Source organism: Lentilactobacillus rapi DSM 19907 = JCM 15042 (genome assembly GCF_001436255.1).
Taxonomy (GTDB): Bacteria; Bacillota; Bacilli; order Lactobacillales; family Lactobacillaceae; genus Lentilactobacillus; species Lentilactobacillus rapi.
In genome coordinates this window covers 1-24,560 of record NZ_AZEI01000012.1, presented here as the reverse complement: position 1 = coordinate 24,560, position 24,560 = coordinate 1, and the positions used below count along the sequence as shown (strand labels likewise).

At 43.3% G+C, this 24,560-nt stretch carries 17 protein-coding genes, 1 pseudogene and 1 riboswitch; of the genes and pseudogenes, 14 read left to right on the top strand and 4 right to left on the bottom strand.

Annotation, left to right across the window (positions count from 1 at the left end; all coding sequences use genetic code 11):
• Positions 1-43: 43 nt before the first annotated feature.
• Entirely contained in the window at positions 44-1,603 is a 1,560-nt protein-coding gene (locus FD12_RS01830) for an MFS transporter (protein ID WP_056981370.1), read from the bottom strand.
• Between the two features lie 182 nt (positions 1,604-1,785).
• Here FD12_RS01830 and FD12_RS01825 point away from each other — a divergent pair, with 182 nt between their 5' ends.
• Positions 1,786-2,346 (top strand): TetR/AcrR family transcriptional regulator, encoded by a 561-nt coding sequence (locus FD12_RS01825; protein WP_054748766.1) that lies wholly within the window; start codon positions 1,786-1,788, stop codon positions 2,344-2,346.
• Positions 2,347-2,352: 6 nt separating this feature from the next.
• Positions 2,353-3,120 carry a DNA/RNA nuclease SfsA gene (sfsA, locus tag FD12_RS01820; RefSeq protein ID WP_056981368.1) on the top strand — a complete coding sequence of 256 codons (768 nt, stop codon included), beginning with the start codon at positions 2,353-2,355 and terminating at the stop codon, positions 3,118-3,120.
• A gap of 276 nt (positions 3,121-3,396) precedes the next feature.
• Here the strand turns inward: sfsA and FD12_RS01815 are convergent, their stop codons facing one another.
• Positions 3,397-4,233 carry an alpha/beta hydrolase gene (locus tag FD12_RS01815; RefSeq protein WP_056981366.1) on the bottom strand — a complete coding sequence of 279 codons (837 nt, stop codon included), beginning with the start codon at positions 4,231-4,233 and terminating at the stop codon, positions 3,397-3,399.
• Between the two features lie 273 nt (positions 4,234-4,506).
• Here FD12_RS01815 and FD12_RS01810 point away from each other — a divergent pair, with 273 nt between their 5' ends.
• Positions 4,507-4,953 carry a hypothetical protein gene (locus tag FD12_RS01810; RefSeq protein ID WP_056981365.1) on the top strand — a complete coding sequence of 149 codons (447 nt, stop codon included), beginning with the start codon at positions 4,507-4,509 and terminating at the stop codon, positions 4,951-4,953.
• Between the two features lie 97 nt (positions 4,954-5,050).
• Here the strand turns inward: FD12_RS01810 and FD12_RS01805 are convergent, their stop codons facing one another.
• Positions 5,051-6,907, bottom strand: a complete 1,857-nt coding sequence (locus FD12_RS01805; RefSeq protein ID WP_056981363.1) for a cation:proton antiporter family protein — start codon at positions 6,905-6,907, stop codon at positions 5,051-5,053.
• A gap of 498 nt (positions 6,908-7,405) precedes the next feature.
• On the opposite strand from FD12_RS01805, the gene FD12_RS01800 reads away from it, so the two are divergent.
• The 4 genes and pseudogenes from FD12_RS01800 to FD12_RS14435 form a co-directional block, all read left to right on the top strand.
• Complete coding sequence (locus FD12_RS01800; RefSeq protein ID WP_056981361.1) at positions 7,406-8,311, top strand: AraC family transcriptional regulator; 906 nt, start codon at positions 7,406-7,408, stop codon at positions 8,309-8,311.
• Between the two features lie 935 nt (positions 8,312-9,246).
• Complete coding sequence (locus tag FD12_RS01795) at positions 9,247-10,725, top strand: MFS transporter (RefSeq protein ID WP_054748761.1); 1,479 nt, start codon at positions 9,247-9,249, stop codon at positions 10,723-10,725.
• 32 nt (positions 10,726-10,757) lie between these two features.
• Positions 10,758-12,374, top strand: a complete 1,617-nt coding sequence (locus FD12_RS01790) for a glycoside hydrolase family 43 protein (RefSeq protein WP_056981359.1) — start codon at positions 10,758-10,760, stop codon at positions 12,372-12,374.
• 1,676 nt (positions 12,375-14,050) lie between these two features.
• A pseudogene (locus FD12_RS14435) lies at positions 14,051-14,533 on the top strand (DUF5776 domain-containing protein); the annotation flags it as partial.
• A gap of 343 nt (positions 14,534-14,876) precedes the next feature.
• Here FD12_RS14435 and FD12_RS01780 read toward each other — a convergent pair.
• Positions 14,877-17,150, bottom strand: a complete 2,274-nt coding sequence (locus tag FD12_RS01780) for a DUF5776 domain-containing protein (protein ID WP_054748757.1) — start codon at positions 17,148-17,150, stop codon at positions 14,877-14,879.
• A 302-nt stretch (positions 17,151-17,452) separates the two neighbouring features.
• Positions 17,453-17,639: riboswitch (cobalamin riboswitch) on the bottom strand.
• 98 nt (positions 17,640-17,737) lie between these two features.
• On the opposite strand from FD12_RS01780, the gene FD12_RS01775 reads away from it, so the two are divergent.
• The 7 genes from FD12_RS01775 to FD12_RS01745 all read left to right on the top strand — a co-directional run.
• Positions 17,738-18,697 carry a D-2-hydroxyacid dehydrogenase gene (locus FD12_RS01775; RefSeq protein WP_056981356.1) on the top strand — a complete coding sequence of 320 codons (960 nt, stop codon included), beginning with the start codon at positions 17,738-17,740 and terminating at the stop codon, positions 18,695-18,697.
• 93 nt (positions 18,698-18,790) lie between these two features.
• Positions 18,791-19,282 carry a flavodoxin domain-containing protein gene (locus tag FD12_RS01770; RefSeq protein WP_056981354.1) on the top strand — a complete coding sequence of 164 codons (492 nt, stop codon included), beginning with the start codon at positions 18,791-18,793 and terminating at the stop codon, positions 19,280-19,282.
• A 267-nt stretch (positions 19,283-19,549) separates the two neighbouring features.
• Complete coding sequence (locus FD12_RS01765; RefSeq protein ID WP_054748752.1) at positions 19,550-20,638, top strand: ABC transporter ATP-binding protein; 1,089 nt, start codon at positions 19,550-19,552, stop codon at positions 20,636-20,638.
• On the top strand, positions 20,631-21,593 hold the full coding sequence (locus FD12_RS01760) for a carbohydrate ABC transporter permease (RefSeq protein WP_056981352.1): 963 nt from the start codon (positions 20,631-20,633) through the stop codon (positions 21,591-21,593). Before FD12_RS01765 ends, FD12_RS01760 begins: the two co-directional genes overlap by 8 nt.
• Positions 21,593-22,423 carry a carbohydrate ABC transporter permease gene (locus FD12_RS01755; RefSeq protein ID WP_054748750.1) on the top strand — a complete coding sequence of 277 codons (831 nt, stop codon included), beginning with the start codon at positions 21,593-21,595 and terminating at the stop codon, positions 22,421-22,423. The genes FD12_RS01760 and FD12_RS01755 overlap by 1 nt, the downstream gene beginning before the upstream one ends.
• Complete coding sequence (locus FD12_RS01750) at positions 22,423-23,784, top strand: ABC transporter substrate-binding protein (RefSeq protein WP_371862805.1); 1,362 nt, start codon at positions 22,423-22,425, stop codon at positions 23,782-23,784. The genes FD12_RS01755 and FD12_RS01750 overlap by 1 nt, the downstream gene beginning before the upstream one ends.
• Before the next feature lie 50 nt (positions 23,785-23,834).
• Positions 23,835-24,560 (top strand): glycerophosphodiester phosphodiesterase (locus FD12_RS01745; RefSeq protein WP_156404059.1); only part of this gene is annotated, 726 nt, incomplete at its 3' end.

Below are 24,560 nucleotides of genomic sequence, written 5' to 3'. Positions count from 1 at the left end.
CTTTAGCGTTTGTCTCAGTTTTCCTACGCCGCTTTTAGAGATCTCAAACAGTTTCTGAGACATTCTTCAAAACTTGTGATTTCAGCTTGGCCGGAATTGCTTTTACTGGTAACTTTTCCTTTGTGGCGATTAGGGCTAATTCATGATCGTTACTTTGACTAATAAGGGCCGACCGCTTAGCCTGTGATATTTTGGCACCTTTGAATTTCAAGCTTCCCTTTACTTTGGTGACGTTAGTACTGTTGGGATTGAGCTTTGAATGAATTTTACGTTGTAATTTTGATTTCAGGGCTGCTGTAGAATTGAGCATCCTAATTTGTGACTCACCATAGTTGAGAGTCCGCTGCTTGGCGGTATCAATGTTAGTTGATAAGACAGTCATAAAGATTGCAATTGCTAGGACCATTCCCACTTGACGTAAGACGTTAGCGACACTTTGTGAGGCCGTTAAAATCGAGCCATGGAAGTCGGCGACTGCGAGAATGTTGGCAGTGGCAGCAACTAGGCCGTAACCAACTCCGAGCAAAATTGCGGCGATGATCAGCTGATTGTAATTTTGACTTAAATCCATATTTGCGAGTAAATAATAACTAATCCCAATCAGTGTAAACCCTAAGCCAATCAGCAATTTGTTATTGATTTTCTTGACCAATAATGACGTGATGATGACCGAGAACATCACGGCCACTGAATAAGGGGTAATGAGTAATGCAGCACCAAGTTCGCTTTGCCCATGTACCCTGGTTAGAAAAGTTGGGATGAGGACTGCCATACCGCCTAAGAAGAAATTACAGAGTACCAGTGAGATGCTGGCACCATTGAAATTTCGGCTGTGAAACAAATTCATATTAATCATTGGCAGCTTTAGTTTGCGTTCCAATAAGATAAAGAGGGGAAGTGAGACAAATGCAGTTGCAAATAAGCCTAAAATGATTGGCGAGTTCCAGCCCCAAGTGTTTCCTTTGATCAAACCAAGTGAAAGCGAAAATAACATGACAACACTTAACAAGGCACCGGTCCAATCAATTGGTGCTGATTGGGTTTGCTCGTGGCGCAGTGATAGGACCATTGGAAAAACAATCAAATCGATGACGATCAATGGCACATTGATGAAGAAAACCCAACGCCAGCCCCAATATTGAGCCACAAAGCCGCCGATACTTGGCCCTAAGGCGACCGCCAGTCCCTGAACGCCTGCTAAAGCTGCGACAGTTTTATTGCGATTTTGTTGGTTACTGAGTTCGAGGCCAATGACCATACTGGTCGGGATGATCATGGCGGCACCGATACTTTGGATTCCTCGGGCAACTAACATGAAAGAAAGATTGGTGGAAATACCAGACAATAAGGAGCCGACAGCGAAGATGATTAAGCCGGTAAAGACAAACTTATTGCGACCAAACTTTTCCGCAAGTCGACCGAATGGGATGATAAATGAAGCAAAGACGATTGTATAAACGTTTAACGTCCAAGATAAATTCGTCAGACTTTCATTAAAAGCGGTTTGAATTTCGGGCAGCACGATTGTCATAATGGAGACGTCCATCATGCACAAGAGGTTACCGATCAACAACACCGGTAAAACATATTTAATTTTATTCATTATAATTGCCTCCTGAATTGAATAGGCAATTATATTTGCGCAAATATAATTTGTCACACAAGTGGCTTATGTTCACACGTGTGACATTCAACCTGGTTTTTAGTATACTGGCATTGATAAGAAAACACTAGGGCATTTGACAAAGTGCTACATAACTCAAAATTTGTGACAGGAGAAAGTTAATGAATGGTAAGCAAAGAATTGCAGCCCAATCGCGGGAATGGCTCACAACTGCTTTTTTTGAATTGTTGAAAAGTCGGCCATATGGGGAAATTACAGTTAAAGATATCTCAGAGCAGGCCCAGTTATCCCGGCGAACTTTTTATCGTTCGTTTAAGGACAAAGAGGACCTACTGGACGATTATGGAAATCGAATGATTCACGACTACTTGGCCAGGTTAACCGATTTATCAAAGGCTAATATGGATTTTGAGCAGGTATTAACAACTTTCTTTTCATTTTGGTATGAACAGCGAAATGAAATTCGACTGTTAATTAAGCAGAACTTATTTATGGTTCTGCTGGCCAAATTAAGTCCGCAAGCAACTAAACTATACGACGTTTTTCAAGCTCCCTGGCATATTGAAGGAACTAAACGGGAAATTTCCTACGTCATGAGCTTTTCATTTGGTGGGTTCTGGAACATCTTGAATATGTGGTTAATTGAAGAAAATCCAGATTCCCCTAAAGAGGTTGCCCATACCTTATTAATCGCATTGAAAAAAATGAACTACGAGGAGTAGCTGATAATGAAATATCCGAATACGCACCTAGCTCGCTTCATCGATCGGCCGAATCGATTTATCTCCCACTGCCGTTTGGCAACCACTGGTGAAGTCGTGGTCGCCCACGTTAAAAATACTGGCCGGACAACCATTCTGCAGCCAGGAGTGACAGTTGCGTTAGTTGAGAATCATAACCCTGCTCGAAAAACTCGGTATGATTTGGTAGCCGCCAAGAAATATGACTTGGAATGGATCAATATTGATTCTCAAGCACCCAATAAGCTGGTTAAAACGGGCCTTGAGAGTAATGATATTCAATTGCCTGATATTAAGCGAATCACCAGTGTTACGCCAGAAGTCACTTATTTGGATTCACGATTGGATTTTTCTGGGATGGCGGCTGGCAATCGTCCGTTCTTTCTTGAAGTTAAAGGCGTTACCTTAGCCAACCAAGGGATTGCCGCCTTCCCGGATGCCCCAACCACTCGGGGGTTAAAGCACGTTCAAACCTTGGAGCGGGCAATTGATGATGGCTATCTGGCCTATTTATTGTTTGTCATCCAAATGGAAAAGATCAAAGTTGTCACAATTGACCGGGCTATTTTTGAACCACTGGCGTTAGAAATTGGTCGGGCTCAGAAAAAGGGCGTTCACGTGGTAGCCTATGACTGCGACGTCCAACCAGGTGAATTAACGTTAAATCAGCCAGTTCCCTTTGATCTTAATCAACGGTTTGTCAGTGATGGGCTGCCATCATCAATTGGCCGAAGAGGGGATCTGGCCGATAATTGATGGTGGTTCCTTTAAAGAAAGCAATTTGAAAATCATTTAATCGAGCGTTAATAGCCGGCCGCTATGTTTATTCACATCGAATTCAGAAAATTCATTGACGGCAGGAAACGTTGGCGAGCCTTCACCAGCTTCTTTCTGTGCAAAAAATCAGGGCAATCATTTTGGCTGAACGATATAAATAGGCGTTACAACATTTGTCATGAGTGATCAATGCTGTAACGCCGGTTTGCTAGTTGTTAATTTCAAAAATTCTGTCTGTTAGTTTCATGATCCTTATTATTTTTTCCACAAGAAATGAATCAACAACCGATCAACCTGTTTGTTTTGATGAAGTCGACTGTGTTGAGCGGCTGGTCCGACAATCCGCCGTTCTTGGAAGGATTTGACTTGGTCTTTAAGCAGATACTTCAATGATTTGGAAGAGGCGTTGCTAACTCGACCGTCTGAGTGAGAGCCGTCATTTTTGTCACCGTAAATATTTAAGACCTGCAGGGATTTTAACGTCTTGATCCGGCGTAATCCCAGTAATTCCCGATAATTGGCGTTCATCTTGGTCGGCTGACCAGCTGGCTTTAATTTCATTCGGTTGGGGGCGTCGTCCATTCCTAGAATACCGTTGAAATGGCCGGCAATATCGACTTGCTTTTGCAACTGGGGCAATTTTCGATTAGTCGCGTTAGCCAGCAGATAATAAACAATTGCCATGTTGCCCATTGAATGGCCGACCATGTTGAACTTTTTAATTTGGTACCGCTGCTGCAATTTAACGACAACGTTTTTAGCCCATTGGCCATCGGTGTGATAATTGCCATTTCGAGAATTAAGGTAGTTAACTTCCACAATTGGGTGGCGATCGTGTCGTTTAAACTGGCCAATTAAGGTGACTCGACCAGTTGGGGAAACGTCAGCGCGGATTACTGACTGAGTAACGCCCGCTTGGACAGCTGCTTGAGCCATGTGATTTTCGGCACGGTAACTGCCGCCATAACCGTGGAAAAACAGGGTGGGAATCGCGTGACTGTCGGATGTGGTGGCGTTAGTTGCGCAGCCAGCGAGGAAGCAGGCAAGTAATAGCGACAAGGCGGTTAGCAGGATAAATCGAACTTTTTTCATGTTGAATTCTCCCAAGAATAAATTGTGGTGACTAAGTTGCGAGATAAATATTTATTAGTAAGAAAGTATTCGATCATTTTTTCCATGAGTAGACTAACACGGTTTCGGCAAAGAAGTGTTGATATAAGCTCTTAAATTTAAAACAGGGAATCGTTTAGATTACAAATATACCTGTCAATCCTGATTCGAAAAGCGACTCGATCCGTTATATAATGAAAGCGGTAACTAATTCGAAAGATCAAATCAATTATGTAGAAATGGAAGTAATCAAAAATGGCAAAAGTAACCGAGCAACAATTGATTCAGCTATTTCAGGGAAAGACAGAAGACGATGTGATTCCGCTGATTAAAAAAGCAGCCGTTGCCCCAGCTGATGGAGATAAGTTGGGGATTGATATCGTTCCAGTCTTGGAACGGCTAGGCTTTCACGTCTTTAAAGAGCTTGGTGGGGCAACCATGTATTCGAAGCCTGATTGGGACATGATGTGCATTGTGACCCACGCTGGCTACACGTTGACGTATCCAGAGAAAATGAACGAAATGGTGAAGACGTTTGAAGTTCCTGGCTTTAAAATGCTGGCGAAGCAAGTTCAAATTAATCATCTTTGCCATTACTGTTGGTTGGGTGAACCAGCAGACGTGCGCACCATCGATCGGTTCTTTAACCATAATTCGGTGACGGCACGCTATCGGGTTGTTAATAAGGAATTGTTTAAATAAATCGGAACGAAAAAAACTTAACGTATATTTTGGCAGACTAAAAAGGGGCTAAACACACTGATTTGCATTGCGTTTAGCCCCTTTGAGGTCTCCATGTTTAATTTAGCTTCCCAAGTTCCTTACGAACTTCTGGTGCTTCCTGCTTACTACTGGTAAAAATAATCCGGTCATTGAGCTTTAACGGCGTACCACCGGTTGGCCTGATAAAGCGCTTCTCGCGGTAGATTTGAGTGACGGTAATTTTTTCAATAAATGGCAAATTGCGCAGTTGAATATCGGCGTATTTTCGGTTTCGCAACGCCACTTCATAAACGCTGGATTCCGTTGACGTCATTAGTTTCATGGTAGATGGGGCTTCAATCAATGCCCGCAGCATGCTGATATTGACGTCTGGTGTATTGTAGAGTTCAACTCCCAGCCGATCTAATTCATCCTGCTTTTCATCGAGAATATTGCGGTCTTCAAAGCGGACAATCACGCGTTTGACACCATATTTCTTGGCGATCTTGGCCAGCTCGTAATTCTTCTTGGAATTAACCTGGCCCAGCACGACAATATCGGCATCAAACACGCCGTTATTGACCATGAAGCCAGGTTCCATGTTGTCCAGCAAATCAATGGTGACTTCACTGTTGAAAGCCCGGTAATTATGCTGGTTATTGGTGTACATCGTGACGTCGTACCACCCCTTAGCCAGCTGTTGGGCTACCGGAACAGTCGTGAGATTGGTGCCGATAAAGTGAACGGTGGTCTTTTTCAAATCTTCAGCTTCAGCGGAATACAGTTTGTTAAAAATCAGTGGACCAACGACACAGGTAATCACCGCTGCTAAAAGAAAAGCGCCGGACTGTTGACTGGTAATCCGGTGAAGGTGTTGAGCCACTTGAATTGCGGCTAATACGACGGTAATGGTGGTGGCAGACATAGCGGTTCCGGCGATGGCGTTGGACGGTTTAAACCGTTTGCGCAGAATAAAATAAGCTAATGATTTGGCGAGGACATAGCCAACGAAGAGCACCGGAATTAATATCAGCGTCTGCGGACTTGAAATGAGGTGCCGCAGGTTCAGATTGACGCCGCTCATAATGAAGAAAATCGGAATAAAGAAGCCGTAACCGATGGAATCCAACCGAACTTTAGTTTCTTCGTGGGGTTCGAGCAGTTTGATGACAATTCCAGCTAGAAAGGCCCCCAAGATTCCTTCTGCACCAACCGTTTCTGCGATAGTTACCAGCGTGACGATCATGAAAAATGCCAAGCGGACGTCTAATTGAGTAGTCGATTTATTAATACGGTCAAAGAATCTAAAGAAGGCCTTGAATCGCCAAAATAATAGTGCGGCTGCCACTAAGATCAATAAAATTAACCACAAGGATTTAGAACTGGGACTGTATGCTGAAGCATAGAAGGTTAAGCCAACCATTGGGACGACTTCTCCGAGCGCAGCAATCAGCAGAATCGCTTGGCCAAATGGCTTACTGAGGAGTTCCTGTTCCTTCAGGCTGGCAATTACGATTCCCAATGAAATGGTCATGAACAGAATGGCCGCCAGCCAAACATCACTGAACAAGCCAGTTAGCCGCAACCCGTACCCCATCAGGATTGACATGATCACAATCGAGATGTAACTCAAGGTGGCCACTTTGAGAACGGAATACTTCGGTTGGTTTTGTTGGCCCTTTTCCTCAAGCGGTGAGAGGTGAGCTGGTTTGCGCTTAAACAGGCTAAAGTCAATTTCCATTCCGCTTAAGAACAACAGAAAAATGACCCCAACGTTCTGCAGAATATCCAGGGTGGGTGATGTGGCGATCCAATTGAATAGGGATGGCCCCAGAATCACGCCAACGATGATTTCGACGACAGCGGTTGGTAAAAAGGTAATTTTAAATCTGGCCATTGCTAACGGGACAAACAATGCCGCCAGTAAGATGATCACTAAGGATAATTGATCCATGAACTTGTTCCCCTTCCCCAAAATAAAAGTGAGCGGATCCAAGCGGTTAGCAACCGGAGCGTAAGTTGCCACAAGGAGAAATTCCGGGGTTGGGAATTTTTGCTTGTGGTGCTTACGTGCAGGTTGCTGCTTGGAGGAGCTGTCCTAAAAGTGAGCGGAGCAAAGCGGTTAGAAGTCGGAGCATAAGTCTCCTCGGGTGGAAATCCCCGGGTTTGGGTTTTTACCCGAGGTGCTTATGTACCGACTTCTGCTCTGTACAGCTGTCCTAGTTAAATTGATTTCAGTCGAACAGATAACACCTTAATAGAAAGTTTCCATAAAAACAATAGAAATGATTTATTTTTTAAAATTAATTTTACGCGAATCGAGTGCAGAAATTGATAAATGAAGGTTCATATTTGAATAAAATCAGTAAGTTCGTTTAGTTGACTAACTAGCGGAAGCCAATTATCATATTAGTGATAGCGATTTCAGTGAAAATTCTGAGGGTGACCCATTATGAAAAGTTTTATTTCAATTCCAGTTGTTGAATCTGGACTATATATTTTTGGCGGCCATCAACACACGGTTCCGGGTGGGTGGAGCTTTTTTGAGCAGAAGCACCAAGCCTTTGAATTGATGTGTATCTTAAAAGGGTCGCAAACCACAACGCTTAAAGGTTTGGATCCGATGACGTATGGACCGGGAAGTGCTTTGATTATTGCTCCCGGAACGCTCCATAATAATCGGAATGCGAATAAAGATAAAGAAATGACCTATATTTGCTTCCATTTTAATTTTGAAAGTCTGGGACTTAAGTCCGCAATTATTAGTAATATTGCCAACACGGTGATTCCACCGGATAATCCGATCGCCAAGGCCTCGATGGCGGCCGCGTTAGACATTGTGAAGTATAGCAAGGCCGTTAAGCTGACTGAAGAACAGGTTAACCTCAAGATTCAGATTCGACTGTTAGCCTATTTATATGAGTTGACTGAACAGTTGGCGGAGTTCACCAGGGAGGACCAGATTCACTTTACGGAGCGGGAAGCCAAGATTGCTCGCAAAATGGCCACATTAATTGAAGAAGGAATTGATAAGACGGAGCATAATCAATTTTCTTTTGGCGATATTTGTAACCGAATGGATATTAGCAGCGGGTATGGGCACCGGACCTTCAGAAAGGTGTATGGGATGACGCCGCTGCGGTTCATCGACGAGAAAAAATACCGTAAGGCGAAACTGTTGTTGGGATATGTGGAGTACTCGATTGAAGACGTTGCTTATATGATGGGTGCCAGCAGCATCTCCAACTTCAGTAAGCAGTTCAAAAAGTGGTCAGGAATCACTCCAAGCGAGTACCGCAAACAAATCAATCCAAAAAGAACGGTCAGATCGGTGGCGCAGAGTGGGCATTTTGAATGAGAGAGTGTCAAAAAAGGCGCTTTGATCCCAGAGTGTAAGCCAACCAGCGGTTATTCCTGGTTCTGGAATAATTGCTGGTTGGTTTACATGGCAGGGATCAGCCTTTTTTGGCACGTTTAGTCTATGTAGCCAGAGCAGAGTGCGACTAGACCCGGGAGATGCGGTTTCTAAGGCAACCTTGGTTTAAACCTGGGCTTGGGTTTAGACCAAGGTTGCCTTAGAAGTTAGCATCTGGGTCGTCGGAGCACGTTTAGAGAGAGTGCGGAACCAAGCGGTTAACAATCGGAGTGTAAGTCGCCTCCTGAAAGAATTCCTGGGGTTGGAATTCTTTCAGGAGGTGCTTACGCGCAGATTGTTGCTTGGTGCAGCACGTTTAATCTATGTAGCCAAATCTAAAAGAGCATGAGGATCAAAGTTATCTGCGCGAGTTTTCTCTTCCCTCCATTATTTCATATTAACCAACCAATTTAACCACCAACCAACAGCCATCCCTAACCCAAGCATCAGCACCAGCCAATATATTTTTTGCTGGCGCTGGTGCTTTTTTGCTTACTCTGACTCAAAGTTTATAAGGATAAAATTCCACCTTTATCTTCCAAATGAAGAAAGTTATTAGCAATTCATCTGGTCACAAATTGACAAATTTCGGTTAAGAAGTAAGTTAATGTCATTTCCTGAAAGCGGATACAATAAGATTTGCAGTTAGCCGAAAAATGGTGCCAATTAGGGGGGGTTCCTTAAAGAGAATGGGTGAGATCGACTAATCATTTGCTGAATTTATAACCAACTTACACACTGCAATTTGTTCATATTTAACCAACCAGCAAATGAAAAATCGTGATTCAGCTTGTTACTCATGAGCGATCCTCGCCATTGGTGCCCAGACGTTCGCTAACATTGTCATCTATCTTGTTATAAGCAAAGGAGAATGAAACATGGCAAGTAATGTTAATGATACTGAGACCAAACACGTTGCCGAAAAAGAATTCGCCAAGCTCTCTTGGGGTGAGCGAATTAGTTACGGCGCCGGTGATTTGGCTCAAAACTTGATTTTTGGTACGGTTGGGTCCATGCTGCTGTTCTATTTAACCACTGTATTTGGAATCTCTGCTGCCGTTGGTGCGACAATCTTTCTGGTTGTTCGTTGGATCAACGTCTTCTGGGATCCTTGGGTTGGAGCCGTTGTTGATAAGAGTAAATTTAAACGTGGCAAATATCGCCCGTTCATTCTATATTTTGGAATTCCACTGACCGTCTGCGCGGCCTTGCTGTTCTTCCCGATGGAAGCTGTTCGAGGGAATGTCATTTACGCATTCCTTTCCTATATGGCAACCGCATTGATCTATTCATTCGTGAATATCCCCTATGGTGCGCTGAACGCATCACTTACCCGGGATAATGACGAAGTTTCCACTTTAACAACTGTCCGGATGACCGAAGCCAACATTGGTAACTTGATGGTTTATACCTTCTTGCCGCTGTTTGTTCAACTGGCTTCTCCAGATAAACAAGTAAAGGATATTGGGTTATTTGGCATCAAGCTTAACCTTGGAAACTATGCTTCCCCTCATGCTGGTGGGGCTTACTTCTTGGTTATGTCAATTTACATGGTCATTGGATTTGCCCTGTTAATGGTGACTTACTTTGGTGTTAAGGAGCGGGTATTGCCAACTGAAGAAGAAACCGATGCCGTTAAATACTCAGATTTGTTTGCTGAAATTAAGCGAAACAAACCACTTCAAGTTCTTGGCATGTTCTTCCTGATCGGCTTTACTTTCATGTTCTTCGGTAACACCGTTTGGCCATTCTACATGCAATATAACGTTGGTCATCCAGAATGGGTGGCTTCCATCAACTTGATTGGTTCAATTCCAGGAATCTTCTTGGTATTCTTGTGGCCAATTGTTCGTAAAAAGATTGGTAAGAAACAATTCTTCTACATTTTCCTATCACTATTCATTGTTGGCCAACTAATCTTATGGGTATGGCAAATGCCTGCATTTAAAGACTCACCATTACTTGGCTACCTTGGTCGTTTCTTGATGCAATGGGGAATTACCGCCGCAACTGGTTACATGTGGTCATTAGTGCCCGAAGTTGTTTCATACGGCGAGTATCAATCCAAAAAACGGGTTGCCGGAATTATCAACGCCATCATGGGCCTGTTCTTCAAGATTGGTCTTGCACTTGGTGGCATCATTCCGGGTTACATCAACGCCTTCTTCAAATTCGATGGTGCCAAAGCTCACCAAAGCGCTTCCGCATTAATGGGAATCCAATTCTCAATGATTTGGGCCCCAATCGTGTTGGCCTTGGTCGCAATGTGGATCATGAGCCGCTACCCATTGAGTGACAAAGACGTGACTCGAATCAACTTGGAAATTGACAAGCGGAAGAGTGAAGGTCAACTTTAATTATTAGTAAGAGACAGAAAGGAAATATTGTCATGAAAATTACGAACCCAGTATTACCAGGATTTAATGCCGACCCAAGTATGATTCGTGTGGGCGACACATATTACATTGCCAATTCAACCTTCGAGTGGTTCCCAGGCGTGCGCCTCCATGAATCAAAGGATATGGTTCACTGGAAATTATTACCATCACCACTTTCAACAACGACTTTGTTGGATATGAAAGGCAATCCAGCTTCAGGCGGCATTTGGGCACCGGATCTCTCGTACGCAGACGGAAAATTCTGGTTAATTTATACCGACGTGAAGGTAACTGAAGGCGCGTTTAAGGATATGACCAATTACCTGACGACTGCCGATAATATTACCGGACCATGGAGTGATCCAATCAGGGTCAACGGTGTCGGCTTTGATGCCTCACTATTCCACGATCAAAACGGCCGGAAATATCTGGTTCAGCAGACCTGGGATCATCGTGAATACCACCATCCATTTGATGGCATTACGCTAACTGAGTTTGATACGAAAACAATGAAATTAGATCCAAAAACGGCGCGGACGATTTATCGGGGAACCGATGTTAAATTAGTCGAAGGTCCCCATCTCTATCAAAAAGATGGTTACTATTATCTGTTCGCTGCACAAGGTGGAACGGTCTTTACCCACCAGGAAGTCGTGGCTCGTTCTAAGACGCTGGATGCTGATTCATTTGAAACGGAACCGGATGGCCCATTTATCACGAACTTTGACACACCTGATCTTGAAATTCAAAAGCAGGGTCATGGGGCGTTGGTTAATACGCCAGGTGGTGAGTGGTATTATGCTTCACTCATGGCCCGCCCATGGAATCACGAGAATGAATCCGCCTACGATCCTCGCGGCTGGAGCACTTTAGGCCGAGAGACATCCATTCAAAAAGTTGAGTGGGATGATCAGGGGTGGCCACGGGTTGTTGGCGGCCATGGTGGTCAAGTTGAAGTTGAGGCCCCAAAGGATGCTATTGAGACGGATGCCCCATTAGACCATTCGCGGCACGACGAGTTTGATACGGATACGTTGGATTACGATTGGAACACATTGCGGGTACCATTCACCGAGCACATGGGCTCATTTGGTGACGGTCACTTGAAATTAGTGGGACACTTCTCACTCGCAAGTAACTTCGATGTTTCAATGATTGCCAGTCGTTGGCAAGCCTTCAACTTTGATGCTGAAACTAAGGTCAAATTTGATCCATTCACTTATCAACAGATGGCCGGCTTGACTAACTTCTATAATGACAAGCACTGGTCATGGATCTTCGTTACTTGGGATGAAAAGAAGGGTCACGTAATTGAGGTGGCTGAAAATAATCGAGGCAACTATACGTCTTACCTGAAGGATGATGCCATTCAGATCCCTGATGGCGTTGAGTATGTCTGGTTCAAGACCAAGGTTCGCAAACAAAGTTATACCTATGAATATTCATTTGATGGTGAAACTTGGCATGAAGTACCGGTAACTTTGGATGCGGCTGTCTTATCAGATGACTACGTTCTTCAAACCTATGGTGGCTTTTTCACCGGCGCATTTGTGGGCTTGGCAGCTGTTGACTATTCTGGTTATGATCAAGTGGCAATGTTTGATTACTTTGATTATAAGGAAAAGTGAGCGGAGTAAAGCAGTTAGAGATCGGAGTGTAAGTCTCCTCGAACGGAAATTCCGGTTTTGGGAATTTTTGTTCGAGGTGCTTACATGCAGATCTCTGCTTTACGCAGCTGTCCTAGGAAAAGTGAGCGGATCCAGGCGGTTAGCAACCGGAGCGTAAGTCTCCTCAAGCGGAAATTCCGGTTTTGGGAATTTTTGCTTGAGGTGCTTATGTGCAGGTTGCTGCCTGGAGGAGCTGTCCTAGGAAAGTGAGCGGATCAAAGCGGTTAGAAAGCGGAGTGTAAGTGTCCTCGGAGAGAAATTTCCGGTTTTGAAATTTTTCTCCGAGGTCCTTACATGTAGCTTTCTGCTTTGAGGAGCTGTCCTACAAGCAAATTTAACATTAACCAGGACAATTCAAAATAATCTAGTTAGCCAGAAAGTGATTAAGTTCATTATAAAATCTGCTCTGGAGATAAGAAATTAATTCTCTAAGGTAATTATTAATAGATAAGTTGTGAAAAGTGTTCGGTCCATACCGAGCATTTTTTATTTTTTCGCATTGGAAAGCGTTGATCCATTAATCCCTCTGCTTTTATACGGTTTGAGATGTTGCTGGACAAATTTTAACTTGTGATGGTTCATAAATACTGGGAGCATTATTCTAACCATGCTCAGAATAATATCAATATATAGGTATTATAATTGACATCATCTTAATACTACGAGACACTATATCCGTGGATGAATATTGTTGGCGTCAGTTCATTACTCAATAATTCTGAAAATAGTAGTTAAAATTTTAAATCGGGGGAATTTACATGCACAAGACACTGAAGTTGGCCAAAACGGTTGTTATCTTTTTAAGCGTTGTTTTCAGTATGCTGCTTATTGGAAATCAAGTTGTGGCTAACGCGGATGAGACTGCTCGTATAGAAACTGTTAATATTGTTGATACTCAAGGGAATACCTTGAAGAAACAGCAAACACAAACTTTGGATGGAGATCCACAGGGGTTAGGGGTAAAAGTACCAGGGTATGATCCTGCGAAAACGTTGTCGGAGATTCAACTAATAACGGTGTCGCCCGAGGAAATAAAAACGGAAGTTGTGTTCAAAGTAGACAATGATAAAAATGCTATTGGCGTATCTGGAACAGTCGGTGGAAAGCCACAAGATCCATACTATATATCCATAGACCAAGTTGCAGATCAGGTGGGAATTCCGGTAGCTTCTATAAGCTCAGTGAGTGATGCACTGGTAAAACTAATAGATTTTGCTAAATATGGGATCTATTTTGATACGCCCGGGTCAATCGAGAATATACAGTCTAATCTGATGATCGACATTACAGTAACCTATGCCTATCAACAAGCTACCACACCAATTCAGTTCATCGACAGTAACGGAAAAGTAGTTGGCAACGATACAATTCCTGGCTTCCTGGGTAAGACTGGAGACTATACTCCTAAAGCCCCCGATGGCTACCAATTGGTTGACACTGAACCAATTGCCTATACGATGAGCGAAAAAGAAAATCCAGTCTTAACCATTCATGTCGTTAAAAAGTCAGTTACGCCAGATATTCCTTCTGATAACCATCCAACTAACGTCACTCCAGAAACGCCAGTGACCCCAGCGCCCACAACGCCAACTGGTGAGACAACCCAACGGCCAGCTGAACCAACGATTCCAAATTATGCGGCTAAAAAGGGAGCTGCAGTCTATGCCACTCGGGCAATTTATCTGTACAAGAAAGCAAACTTTAAACCCTCTCAACGACTCGCAAAATATCCGAAGGTCAAACGGGTTAACCGACCAATGTTTGTGGTAACCGATTATGCTCGCTCGACCAACGGTGCCCTACGTTACAAAGTTCGAGATGTCAACCATGGCAGTAAAACGGCCGGTAAAGTTGGCTATATTACCGCTAATTCAAAGTTTGTGGTTCCAGTCTATTATCAATCAGTACCGAAGTCGCAAAAACTCACTATTATTAATAAACGTGGGGTGAATGCTTATCGGAATGTGAACCTGACTCAAAAGGTTAAACATTATCGAAAGGGGACACACTTGACCGTTAAGAAGATTGTCAAATACCGCTTGACGACGCGGTATCAGTTAAGCAATGGCGATTATGTAACGGCTAACAAGAAATTAGTAATTCAGAAAGATATTAAATAACACAATCAAAAACAGCTTATCAAAAATTGCGATAAGCTGTTTTTGATTGTCTTAGCATGTTCAACACCCATAATCCCAAATGATAGTGTTTGCTGCACCCAATTAGGATCTGAATTTGGTAATTGTATTCTCTCCAAGATTCCACACGGTGCTGGCATGATCGCCACCAGCAGTAAACGACTACTAGTATAACTGACTGGTTTGTGAGCGTTAACACAAAAAGCCCTACGTTTGCGGGAACTCCTTTAGGTAAGACCAGAAAGAAGGGACGCACATGTGGGACTCAATTTCAAAAACATATTGAAATCTAAGATTTTGCGTATTTCATAAATGGCATGACATGTTATTTAACATAATTCAGCGAAATCGTATCGCCACTTTTAACAGTATAAGCACCGATCGATGAATTGGGTTCGTTACCATTAACGGAATATACCCAACCGGAATTAGGGCCGGCAGCACCGGCTTTGTAACTACCGATACCATTGATGTAGACAGCGGGGCCAGAACCACTGGTTGAAATAGCTAATCCTTTTTGCGCAGCTAAAGCATTCAAAGCATCCATGCCACTGGCACCTGCAGCAACGGTGACGCTACCGCTAGCTAGAACTGAGCCATTTGCGGTGACAGTCACTGTGACGGTTTGAGTTGTGTTGCCAGGGGTGACAGGGGTTACCGGCGTGTTATTTGGAACGGTTCCACCGCTATTGGTTGCCGTTGAACCTGAATTGGTTGGGGAAACCACGGTCGTTGAAGATGGCGTCGTTGAGTTGGTCTTTGTTGGATTGGTATTCGTTGCCGTGGCTGTGGTAGTTGAACCGGTAGCACCACTGGCTTTACTAATCTTAGTGGCCAAAACCAATTTCTTATTGGCTGAAATGTAATTACCGTTGGTTAACTCGAAGCGAGTTGTTGCCCCAGCGTTAACGACCTTCTTAACTGATAGTGACGCATTCTTTTTAACATGACGTTTCTTATTCGTTAATTGAACTTTGCGATATTCATTGATTCCTTTAGGGTTGATTACCTTAACTTTGGTAACTTTTGCAGAATAGTAAGCATTGGCAAAGTACTTCGAACCAGATAAGGTGTAACCAGTTTTACCACTCTTGAGATCTTTAACCTTGTAAATGGCTCGACCTTGTTTGTTCGTAGTCTGGTTAATGACTAAGAACATTGGTCGATTGATACGGGCTTGTTTCTTGTAGGTCTTAGATAGGTTTGACTTGGTAAAATTAGTCCCCTTATATAATCTAACGGTCGTCAGGCCATAAACAACGGTGCCTTTAGCAGAGTGGTTCTTTTTAGCAGTCGTCTGAGTGACTGTCGGTGTGACCGTTGGGGAACTAACCGGCGTGATGGTTAATGGACTTGGCGCGGTCGTTGATACCGAGAGACCATTGTTGATTGTCGTTGTAGTAGCATTATGAGCTACCACGACGTTATTAATTTCATTAGCGCCAGCATTTCGATCAGCGATAGCGGTAGCACTCGTACTGTAGGCGTTAATCTTATTAGTATAGGTTGCTAGGATCTGATTGACATTAGCAATCGCATTACTTTTATCGGTTGTGGTGGCTAAGGAGTCATTGTTGATGGCTTGTTTCTTAGCGTCTGCAGCGGCGTTTAAACTAGCAAGTTCACCTGGTTTAAAGGCGGCATTTTGATCAAAGGCGAAGATTGAGCCTTTGCCACCATCTCTGGTGAACTTGGCTTGTTGTAAAGCAGATGTTCCTTCATAAAGTAGAAAAGTGTCACTTGGCGTAGATGTTACTTTTTGGTCAAGTAGTCGTTGAATTGGGGAAGCATAGTCGGATTGACCATTCAAAGGTGAGTAAACGTCAACTCCAGCGACGGCAAGGGCGTTAGTTAAAGTGACGTTTTCAACGGCACTTTCAGTTTCTGGGCCACTTGGGTTTGAGTTACTCATAAAGCCACCATTTTTCTGATACAGGTTATCTTCAACGGCAGTGATTGCTTTTTCAAGTGCTGAATGAGCTGTCGGGTCATTATTATTCATTGAAAGCACTAATAGCGCTTGGGCGGTTGGGTCAACTGTCGAGGAAGCCGGCTTCTTGGTGTAAAAATCAGTGTAGTGATAGATCCACAAACCACTTGTATCTTGAGCAGTAGTTATTTTATCAATTAACCTTTGTTTAGCATTTTCAGCAGCCGTGCCATAATTGCCAGTACTCAAGGATTCCAGATCGTAAATCATGTTATAAAGATCGGTTGCTGTATTAGCATCAGTGACCGCGGATGCGATAAGATCTTTGTTATTTACGTTTGTAGGATCCTTACCAATCGCTCTTAGCCCGACAATTGCGGCGGTATCAGATACTGTTCCACTACCACCCAAAGTCTTATTACCAGAAATAATCGCATTATAAATAGTCTGTGCTTGAGCATCCGTAATTCCATTTGGACTCATTGCCAAAATCGGCGCATCCCAAGCACCTAACGAATTGCCCTTTTGTGCCGTATAATTAACCCCAGTATTAATTGCCACGTCAACATCCGATGCAGTATCAGCCTTGGCAATTGAGCCGCCGCCAATAAATAATAGAAAGACACCCAAAATGAGTGACATCCAATAAACCAACTGTTTCTTCTTCATAAATACCCTCCTCAAAAATAAGTGAGCGGAGCAAAGCGGTTAACAATCGGAACGTAAGTCGCCTTGAACGGAAATTCCGGTTTGGGGAATTTTTGTTCGAGGTGCTTACGAGCAGATTGTTGCTTTGCGCAGCTGTCCTAAGAATAAATCAATAAAATCAGCATTTACCCCACAAAAAAAGCCCAGCTAAGAATCTAGCTAGGGCCGCTCATCATTAATAACTTGAATACGGATATGACTGAAACCATTCTAAATATCGTATCAGTGGGTTATTAATTGACAAAGCCAACCCTTCAGAAGCTTTGCAATCAGCATAATAAGCGTCTCCTGACTTGATATCATCCTAATACTGTCCTCTTACCAGTCTTACCAGTGAGTTGCGACAGCTTAGTCCATCATACAGTAGCTAAGGGGCTGTAAAGGATTTTCACCTTTTTCCGGATTTATTATGCTTCTTAACAACGAAAATTGTAACACACTGCGTAACCGTTTCCAATAATTTGAAAGGGGCCTGATTAAAACAACAAGGCAGTAATTGATGGCCAACTGCTGTATTATATGAGTAACTTACTTATGGAGGTCGACATATGAAAATTGTAGATTTGGATGGTTATGCGTTAAATCCTGGTGACTTGAGCTGGGAAGGGTTTGAACAGTTCGGTGAGCTAACTAATTATGACCGGACAACAGATGACGATGCCGAAATTCTGAAGCGAATTGGGGATGCCGAAATTGTTTTGACAAACAAGACTCGGTTGGATAAAAAGGTCATCGACGAGGCTCCCCAGTTAAAATATATTGGTGTTTTGGCAACCGGTTATAACGTCATCGACATTGAAGCTGCCAAGGAGAACAATGTTGTTGTGACGAACATTCCCAGTTACGGAACCGATGCGGTTGCCCAGCACACTTTCGCGTTGCTCCTGGAGATCACCAATCAGGTTGGCCTGCATAGTGAGGCGGTACGAAACGGAGAGTGGAGTTCTGCTAAAGACTTTACGTTCTGGAAGACACCCTTGATTTCTTTGACTGGTAAGACGTTGGGAATTATCGGTTTTGGCCGAATTGGCCAAGCCGTTGCGCAGGTTGCCCGTTCATTTGGGATGAAAGTGATTTTTTACAATCATCATCATAAGGACGTGGCCGAAGATTGGATCAAGCAGGTGACTTTGGATCAGTTGTATGCCCAAGCTGATGTGATCAGCCTGCATACCCCCCAAACGGCAGAAACTGAAAACATGATCAACCAAGCGGCCATTGCTAAAATGAAAGATGGGGTGATTCTGATCAATACCGCTCGTGGTGGGCTGCTTAATGAAGGCGATGTTGCCGCAGCGTTAAATTCTGGGAAACTGTATGCGCTGGGGGCCGACGTCGCATCAGTGGAGCCAATTAGTCACGACAATCCACTGATCACCGCTAAAAATGCCTTTTTGACACCCCATATTGCGTGGGCAGCCACTGAAATTCGGGCACGCTTGATGGGCATCGCCGTCGATAATTTGAAAGCTTATTTGTATGGACAACCGGAAAACGTTGTTGATTAATTTATAAAACGGATTCTTTGACAGTCAGGTAATTCTATCGATAAGATGTAGGTGATAGATTGACAAGTTGTCTGCCAAAGGAGGCCTTCCGCTGTGAGAACTTTAATTTTGTTTGCGACCAAGTATGGGACTGCAGACAAATGTGCCCATCTTTTGAAATGTCAGCTGGATGGTGAAGTGACCATTCAGCCAATTGATGCAGCCGAAAGTCTGAATGGGTATGACACGGTCGTAATTGGCGGTTCGATCTACATGGGAAAGCTTCAACCGACCGTGATTCGGTTTTGCCGGCAGAATCAGGCGTTGTTATTGAAGAAAAAATTGGCATTGTATTTATGCTGTCTCACCCGCGATCCTTCAGCGGCGTTCTTTAAAAAGTATTTTCCTCAAAGCTTGCTTGATCATGCGGTAGAAGTTGCCTCCTTTGGTGGTGAAGTTGATTTTGACCGCCTTAATTTCTTATACCGAATGATGATGAAATTATTGATGAGAACTAAGGACTTCGAGAAAAATTATCGGGATCCGGGATTGCTAACAGACGAAATTGAAAAAATGGCCAAAGCGTTGAACCAAATTGAATCGTGAATGATTGAATGGATAAAATAATTTGAATAGATATGTGATAGGTGATCTCTTTTGGGAGGTCACTTTTTTGGTTTGGGGAAGAAAAAATTCTAATCACGTCAGGCCCTTTCAGATCAAGCCCATAGCAGAACGATCCTGAGGATATGCCTCTTTGGTTTCAGATTGTTTCAAACGTTTACTAAATATTTACACCCCCTAAACATCGCTTTTACATTGAACCCCCACAATAAGGGCCGTAGTCAAATAAATGATTTTGAGGTGAGATCTTTGTCAATTACTCTAAACAACGTTCGTAAGGATTACGATAGTGAAACCGAAGTTTTAAAAGACATTTCAGTTAACGTCGAAACCGGCGAGTTCTTTGTCATCGTTGGTCCTTCCGGATGCGGTAAAAGTACGTTATTGCGAATGATCGCCGGCTTGACGCCCATTACTGCCGGTGAAGTCAAAATTGATGATACGGTTGTTAACGACCTGCCCCCAAAGGCTCGAAAGCTGACAATGGTTTTCCAAAATTATGCGCTATTCCCATTTCTAAGTGTCTGGGACAACGTGGCCTTTGGATTGAAAGCCCGAAAATTAGCAACCGATGATATTAACGCCCGGGTCAAGGAAGCGCTGAAGATGGTTAATTTAACTGATTTGGCAAAACGCAAGCCCCGTGAATTATCCGGTGGGCAACGACAACGAGTTGCTTTGGCCCGAGCGGTTGCCAGTGATGCCAAGATTTGTCTGATGGACGAACCACTTTCCAACTTGGATGCCCAATTGCGAATTAAAATGCGTCAAGAAATCTATGCCCTGCAACGGAAATTGGGATTGACTTTGATTTATGTCACCCATGATCAAGTTGAAGCCATGACGATGGCCGATCACATCATGGTTCTAAATGATCGGCATGTTCAACAGATCGGAACTCCTAGTGAGATTTATCAAAATCCAAGAAATGACTTTGTGGCGAAGTTCTTTGGAACACCGCAGATCAACATCCTGCCCGCAACCCGTTCAGAAGAAAATAGTCATATGGTCAACGTCTCATCTGATTTACAAATTGTGTTGGATGAAGAAGCGCCCGCAGAAAACTTGCAGATTGGCATTCGGCCCGATGACATGAAGGTTCAATTAGCAGAAGGCGTTGATGCCAATGCGGTTGTGAAAAACACCGAATTTCTGGGGGATCAAACAATTGTCTATGCCACGTTGAACAGTGGTAATGACATTCATGTGGTGGTTCCTGGTAAGGCTGACTTTAGGAATTATGAACCCATTAAGGTCACGGCTGATTCCAACCTGATGTTCTTCGATGCGACTGGTAAGCGAATTGATATCTCGAAGGAGGCATACGTTCATGCTTAAATCACCTGCATCTGGTAGTTCGACCGCCCCAATCAACCAAGCGGAAACAAAAGCGAAGATTGAGGCATCTGAAAAGGATTTTTCGTTAAATGCAAAAGATAAATATTATGCCTTATTATTTTTAGGACCGTCATTATTGATCCTAGGTGTCTTCATTTTCTACCCAATGTTTAAAACCCTCTATTTGAGCTTGTTTCTAACGAATACGGTTGGAAAACCAACGGTCTTTGTTGGGCTTTCCAACTACATCAACCTATTGACGTCGGCTGATTACTTGAACAGCTTGGCGGTCACGATGGTTTATGTATTGGCAGTTACCGCCTTGACGATTGCGTTGGGGTTGTTGCTTGCCAGCCTGGCTAGTAAAAAATTAGCTGGTATCGGTATTTTTAGAACCTTATTTTCATCCACGATGGGAGTTTCTGTCTCAGTAGCTGCAATCTTTTGGTTGTTTATTTTCAATCCATCTACCGGATTTCTATCACTTGTTAGTACTTGGCTGCACTTACCGATGATTGGCTGGCTGACCGATCCGATGTGGGCAATGGTCGCAGTCATTATCACCACCGTTTGGATGAACCTCGGCTTTACCTTCCTGATCCTCTTTGGGGCCATTCAATCCGTACCAACGACACTTTATGAAGCTGCCAGTATCGAAGGGGCCTCGTCGCGATTCCAATTTTTCCACATTACAATTCCATCAATTTCACCAACTTTGTTCTTTGTTTCGATTGTGACTTTGATTGATGGCTTTAAGAGCTTTGGCCTGATTGATTTGATGACTAAGGGTGGTCCAACCAATGCGACTAACATGCTGGTTTACCGAATTTACAAGGATGCCTTTTATAGCGGTAACTTTGCTCAGGCAAGTGCCGAATCATTGATCTTGACCGTCATTATTGCACTATTTACGTTATTGCAATTTAAAGTTTTGGAAAAGCGGGTGAACTACTAATGAATGTTGTCGCAAAGCCTAAATTGGCTCGGAATATTGGGAGTTATCTTCTCTTAACTGTCTTGGCACTGGTGGTGTTAGCCCCATTCTTTATTGGATTATGGACCAGCTTTTTGCCAACCATGCAAATTGCCAAGGGAAACTTTTTAAGTACCGATTTATCGTTTCAGAACTATATTGATGCCTTCACGCAAACCCCAATTTTGCATTATTTAGGAAACAGTTTGGTGATTTCGACCGTGACGATGTTTGCGCAATTACTGTTTTGTTCGATGAGTGCCTATGCCTTTGTGTTCCTCGACTTCAAGTACAAGCGATCCCTGTTTGTTCTCGTGTTGGCGACAATGATGCTGCCATTTGAAGCTGAAATTATTCCTAACTTCTCTACCGTTAAAGCGATGGGCTTGTTAAATAGTTATTCAGTGATGATTATCCCATTTCTAACTTCAGCGTTTGGGATCTTCATGTTACGACAATCGTTTAAGCAAATGCCAGCGGAGCTAAAAGAGGCTGCCGATATTGAAGGCCTTGGTCATCTTCAGTTCTATTGGAAGATTGTGATGCCCTATAACCGAATCCCATTGATCACGCTGGGAGCTTATAGTTTCTTAGGTGCTTGGAATCAATACCTGTGGCCAATGTTGACAACCTTCAGTAATTCATTTCGACCCGTTCAAAATGGTCTGCGCCAGCTGCAGTCAGAGGAAACGTTCAACGATTGGGGCATGATTCAAGCAACTGCGGCTATCGTCGTGATTCCAACCTTGATTGTCCTGTTTGTGGGCCAACATTACTTCAAATCAGGTGCGAATGAAGGTGCAGTTAAATGATGGGAAAAATTGGTCTATTTTTAAAAAATCACTTGATTCCAATTATTGCGGTCGTCGTGGTTGCCATTGGGGTTGTTTTCGTCAATGCTTCTCACGGTGAAACCAACGCCAAAGCCGGCCGGACCCCAATTGTTTTCTGGCATGAAATGGGTGGCCCTGCTGAACAAGCATTGGACAAGATGGTTGATAATTTTAACAAATCTCAAAATAAGTATGAGGTCATTCCTCAATACGAAGGGGCCTACGATGAAGCGGTCCAAAAGATTATCCAAAGTCATGGAACCAGCGTTTCACCTGCGTTATTTCAATCGTTTGATATTTCTACCGCTCAAATGATGCACAGCAAGTACACGACCCCGGTTCAGAAATTCATTGATGAAGATCACTATGATACCAGCGATATTTCACCAGTTGCCCGCTCGTTCTATTCAAATAAAGGGCAGCAATTAGCCATGCCATTTAACACATCGCAGCCAGTGTTGTACTATAACGCAACGCTGTTGAAAAAATATGGCATTACCCCGCCTTCTAAATCACCCAGTTATAGCGAAATTACGCGAGTCGCTAAGGAGTTGTATGCAAAGTCTCACCATAAAGTAAAGGGAATGACGATGGAAATCTATGGCTGGTTGCTCGAAGAGGCTTTAGCCAACGATAAGACCAAGCTGATTAACAACGGCGACGGTCACCAAGGTAACCCAACCAAAATTAATGTGAACAATCCCAACACGGTTAAATTTCTTAAGTGGATCCGGACTAACATCAAATCAGGCGACTTTGTGAACTATGGTTCTGGTGCCAGTGCTGAAACCAATGAAATTGCGGCCTTCCTGGCTGGTAAATTAGGAATTTTCGTTCAGTCGTCAGCCTATATTGGCCAACTAACCACCGGCAATAAGAACAAACTTGGCATTAGCTACTTCCCTCATCCAGATGGGACTAAGGCTAACGGAGTCGGAATTGGTGGTGCGGCCCTATGGATTTCAAACGATAAACCTGAGAAGGTTCAAAAGGGTGCTTTTGAGTTCATTAAGTACGCTGAAAGTGCTAAGAATCAAGCTAATTGGCAGGTTGCGACCGGCTACTTGGCTTTGAATAAAAAGTCGCAAAAAGAAAAAGCCTTACAAGACCTTTATAAGAAGATCCCAGCTGCCAGAGTTCCTGGTGAACAACTTGCCAGCGCCAAACCGAACAATGCCAACTCGGGAATTTTGATGGAAGGGATGCAATTAACCCGTGAATTAGAAGAAACGGCGATGGAAACGGTCTATAACGGCGGCAATATCGATAGTGCCCTGACGGCTGCCAACAAAGCCATGAATGCTAATTTGCTGACTACTAATAAGGCCGATGGTAGATAGGCATCGGCTGATGATGCGTCGAAGAGAGAATTGAAAGGAAGCTATTCAAAGTGAAAACTAATACCTTAATTTTTGGTCATCGTGGGTATCCCCACAAGTTTGTAGAGAATTCACTGGATGGATTTATTTATGCGATTGATCATGGCGTTGAAGGCTTGGAATTTGATGTTCATCTGACCAGAGATAATGTCCCAATCATTATGCACGACGAAAAAATTAATCGGACCACTGATGGTAAAGGGAAAATTAATGATTATACGTTAGAAGAATTGCGTCAGTTCCATCTCAAAGATGGTCAAAAAATTCCAACTTTGAAAGACTTGTTAATAGTTGCCAATCAACAGCCAGTTCATTTGAATTTGGAGTTTAAGACGAATAAAATTCACTATCCCCACATTGAACAAATTGTGTTGGATATGGTACGCCAATACGATCTCGAATATCCGGTGATCTATTCTTCGTTTAATTTGGATTCGTTGAAGATAGCTTACCAAATTGATCCGGCTCAACAGTACTGTTTACTGGCAGATCATCCAATTTTACACGCAAAGGAATTAATCCAAAAGGAACATCTAGCCGGACTTCATCTTAACCATTATCAGTCGTTGGATAACGTTAAAGAACGAATTTGGACAGTTGATGATCCGCGCAAGCAGGCAAAATTGTTGGCTGAACATGTGGCTGGCATCATTACCGATAATTTTGAAGAGGCCGAACGGGTTAAGAAACTGTTTGAGATCTCTAAAAGCGGCGTAGGAAAACTGAGACAAACGCTA

Coding starts and splice junctions, on each gene's coding strand:
- FD12_RS01830 (WP_056981370.1), bottom strand. CDS start 1,603: ATGAATAAAATTAAATATGTTTTACCGGTGTTGTTGATCGGTAACCTC.
- FD12_RS01825 (WP_054748766.1), top strand. CDS start 1,786: ATGAATGGTAAGCAAAGAATTGCAGCCCAATCGCGGGAATGGCTCACA.
- sfsA (WP_056981368.1), top strand. CDS start 2,353: ATGAAATATCCGAATACGCACCTAGCTCGCTTCATCGATCGGCCGAAT.
- FD12_RS01815 (WP_056981366.1), bottom strand. CDS start 4,233: ATGAAAAAAGTTCGATTTATCCTGCTAACCGCCTTGTCGCTATTACTT.
- FD12_RS01810 (WP_056981365.1), top strand. CDS start 4,507: ATGGCAAAAGTAACCGAGCAACAATTGATTCAGCTATTTCAGGGAAAG.
- FD12_RS01805 (WP_056981363.1), bottom strand. CDS start 6,907: ATGGATCAATTATCCTTAGTGATCATCTTACTGGCGGCATTGTTTGTC.
- FD12_RS01800 (WP_056981361.1), top strand. CDS start 7,406: ATGAAAAGTTTTATTTCAATTCCAGTTGTTGAATCTGGACTATATATT.
- FD12_RS01795 (WP_054748761.1), top strand. CDS start 9,247: ATGGCAAGTAATGTTAATGATACTGAGACCAAACACGTTGCCGAAAAA.
- FD12_RS01790 (WP_056981359.1), top strand. CDS start 10,758: ATGAAAATTACGAACCCAGTATTACCAGGATTTAATGCCGACCCAAGT.
- FD12_RS01780 (WP_054748757.1), bottom strand. CDS start 17,150: ATGAAGAAGAAACAGTTGGTTTATTGGATGTCACTCATTTTGGGTGTC.
- FD12_RS01775 (WP_056981356.1), top strand. CDS start 17,738: ATGAAAATTGTAGATTTGGATGGTTATGCGTTAAATCCTGGTGACTTG.
- FD12_RS01760 (WP_056981352.1), top strand. CDS start 20,631: ATGCTTAAATCACCTGCATCTGGTAGTTCGACCGCCCCAATCAACCAA.
- FD12_RS01755 (WP_054748750.1), top strand. CDS start 21,593: ATGAATGTTGTCGCAAAGCCTAAATTGGCTCGGAATATTGGGAGTTAT.
- FD12_RS01750 (WP_371862805.1), top strand. CDS start 22,423: ATGGGAAAAATTGGTCTATTTTTAAAAAATCACTTGATTCCAATTATT.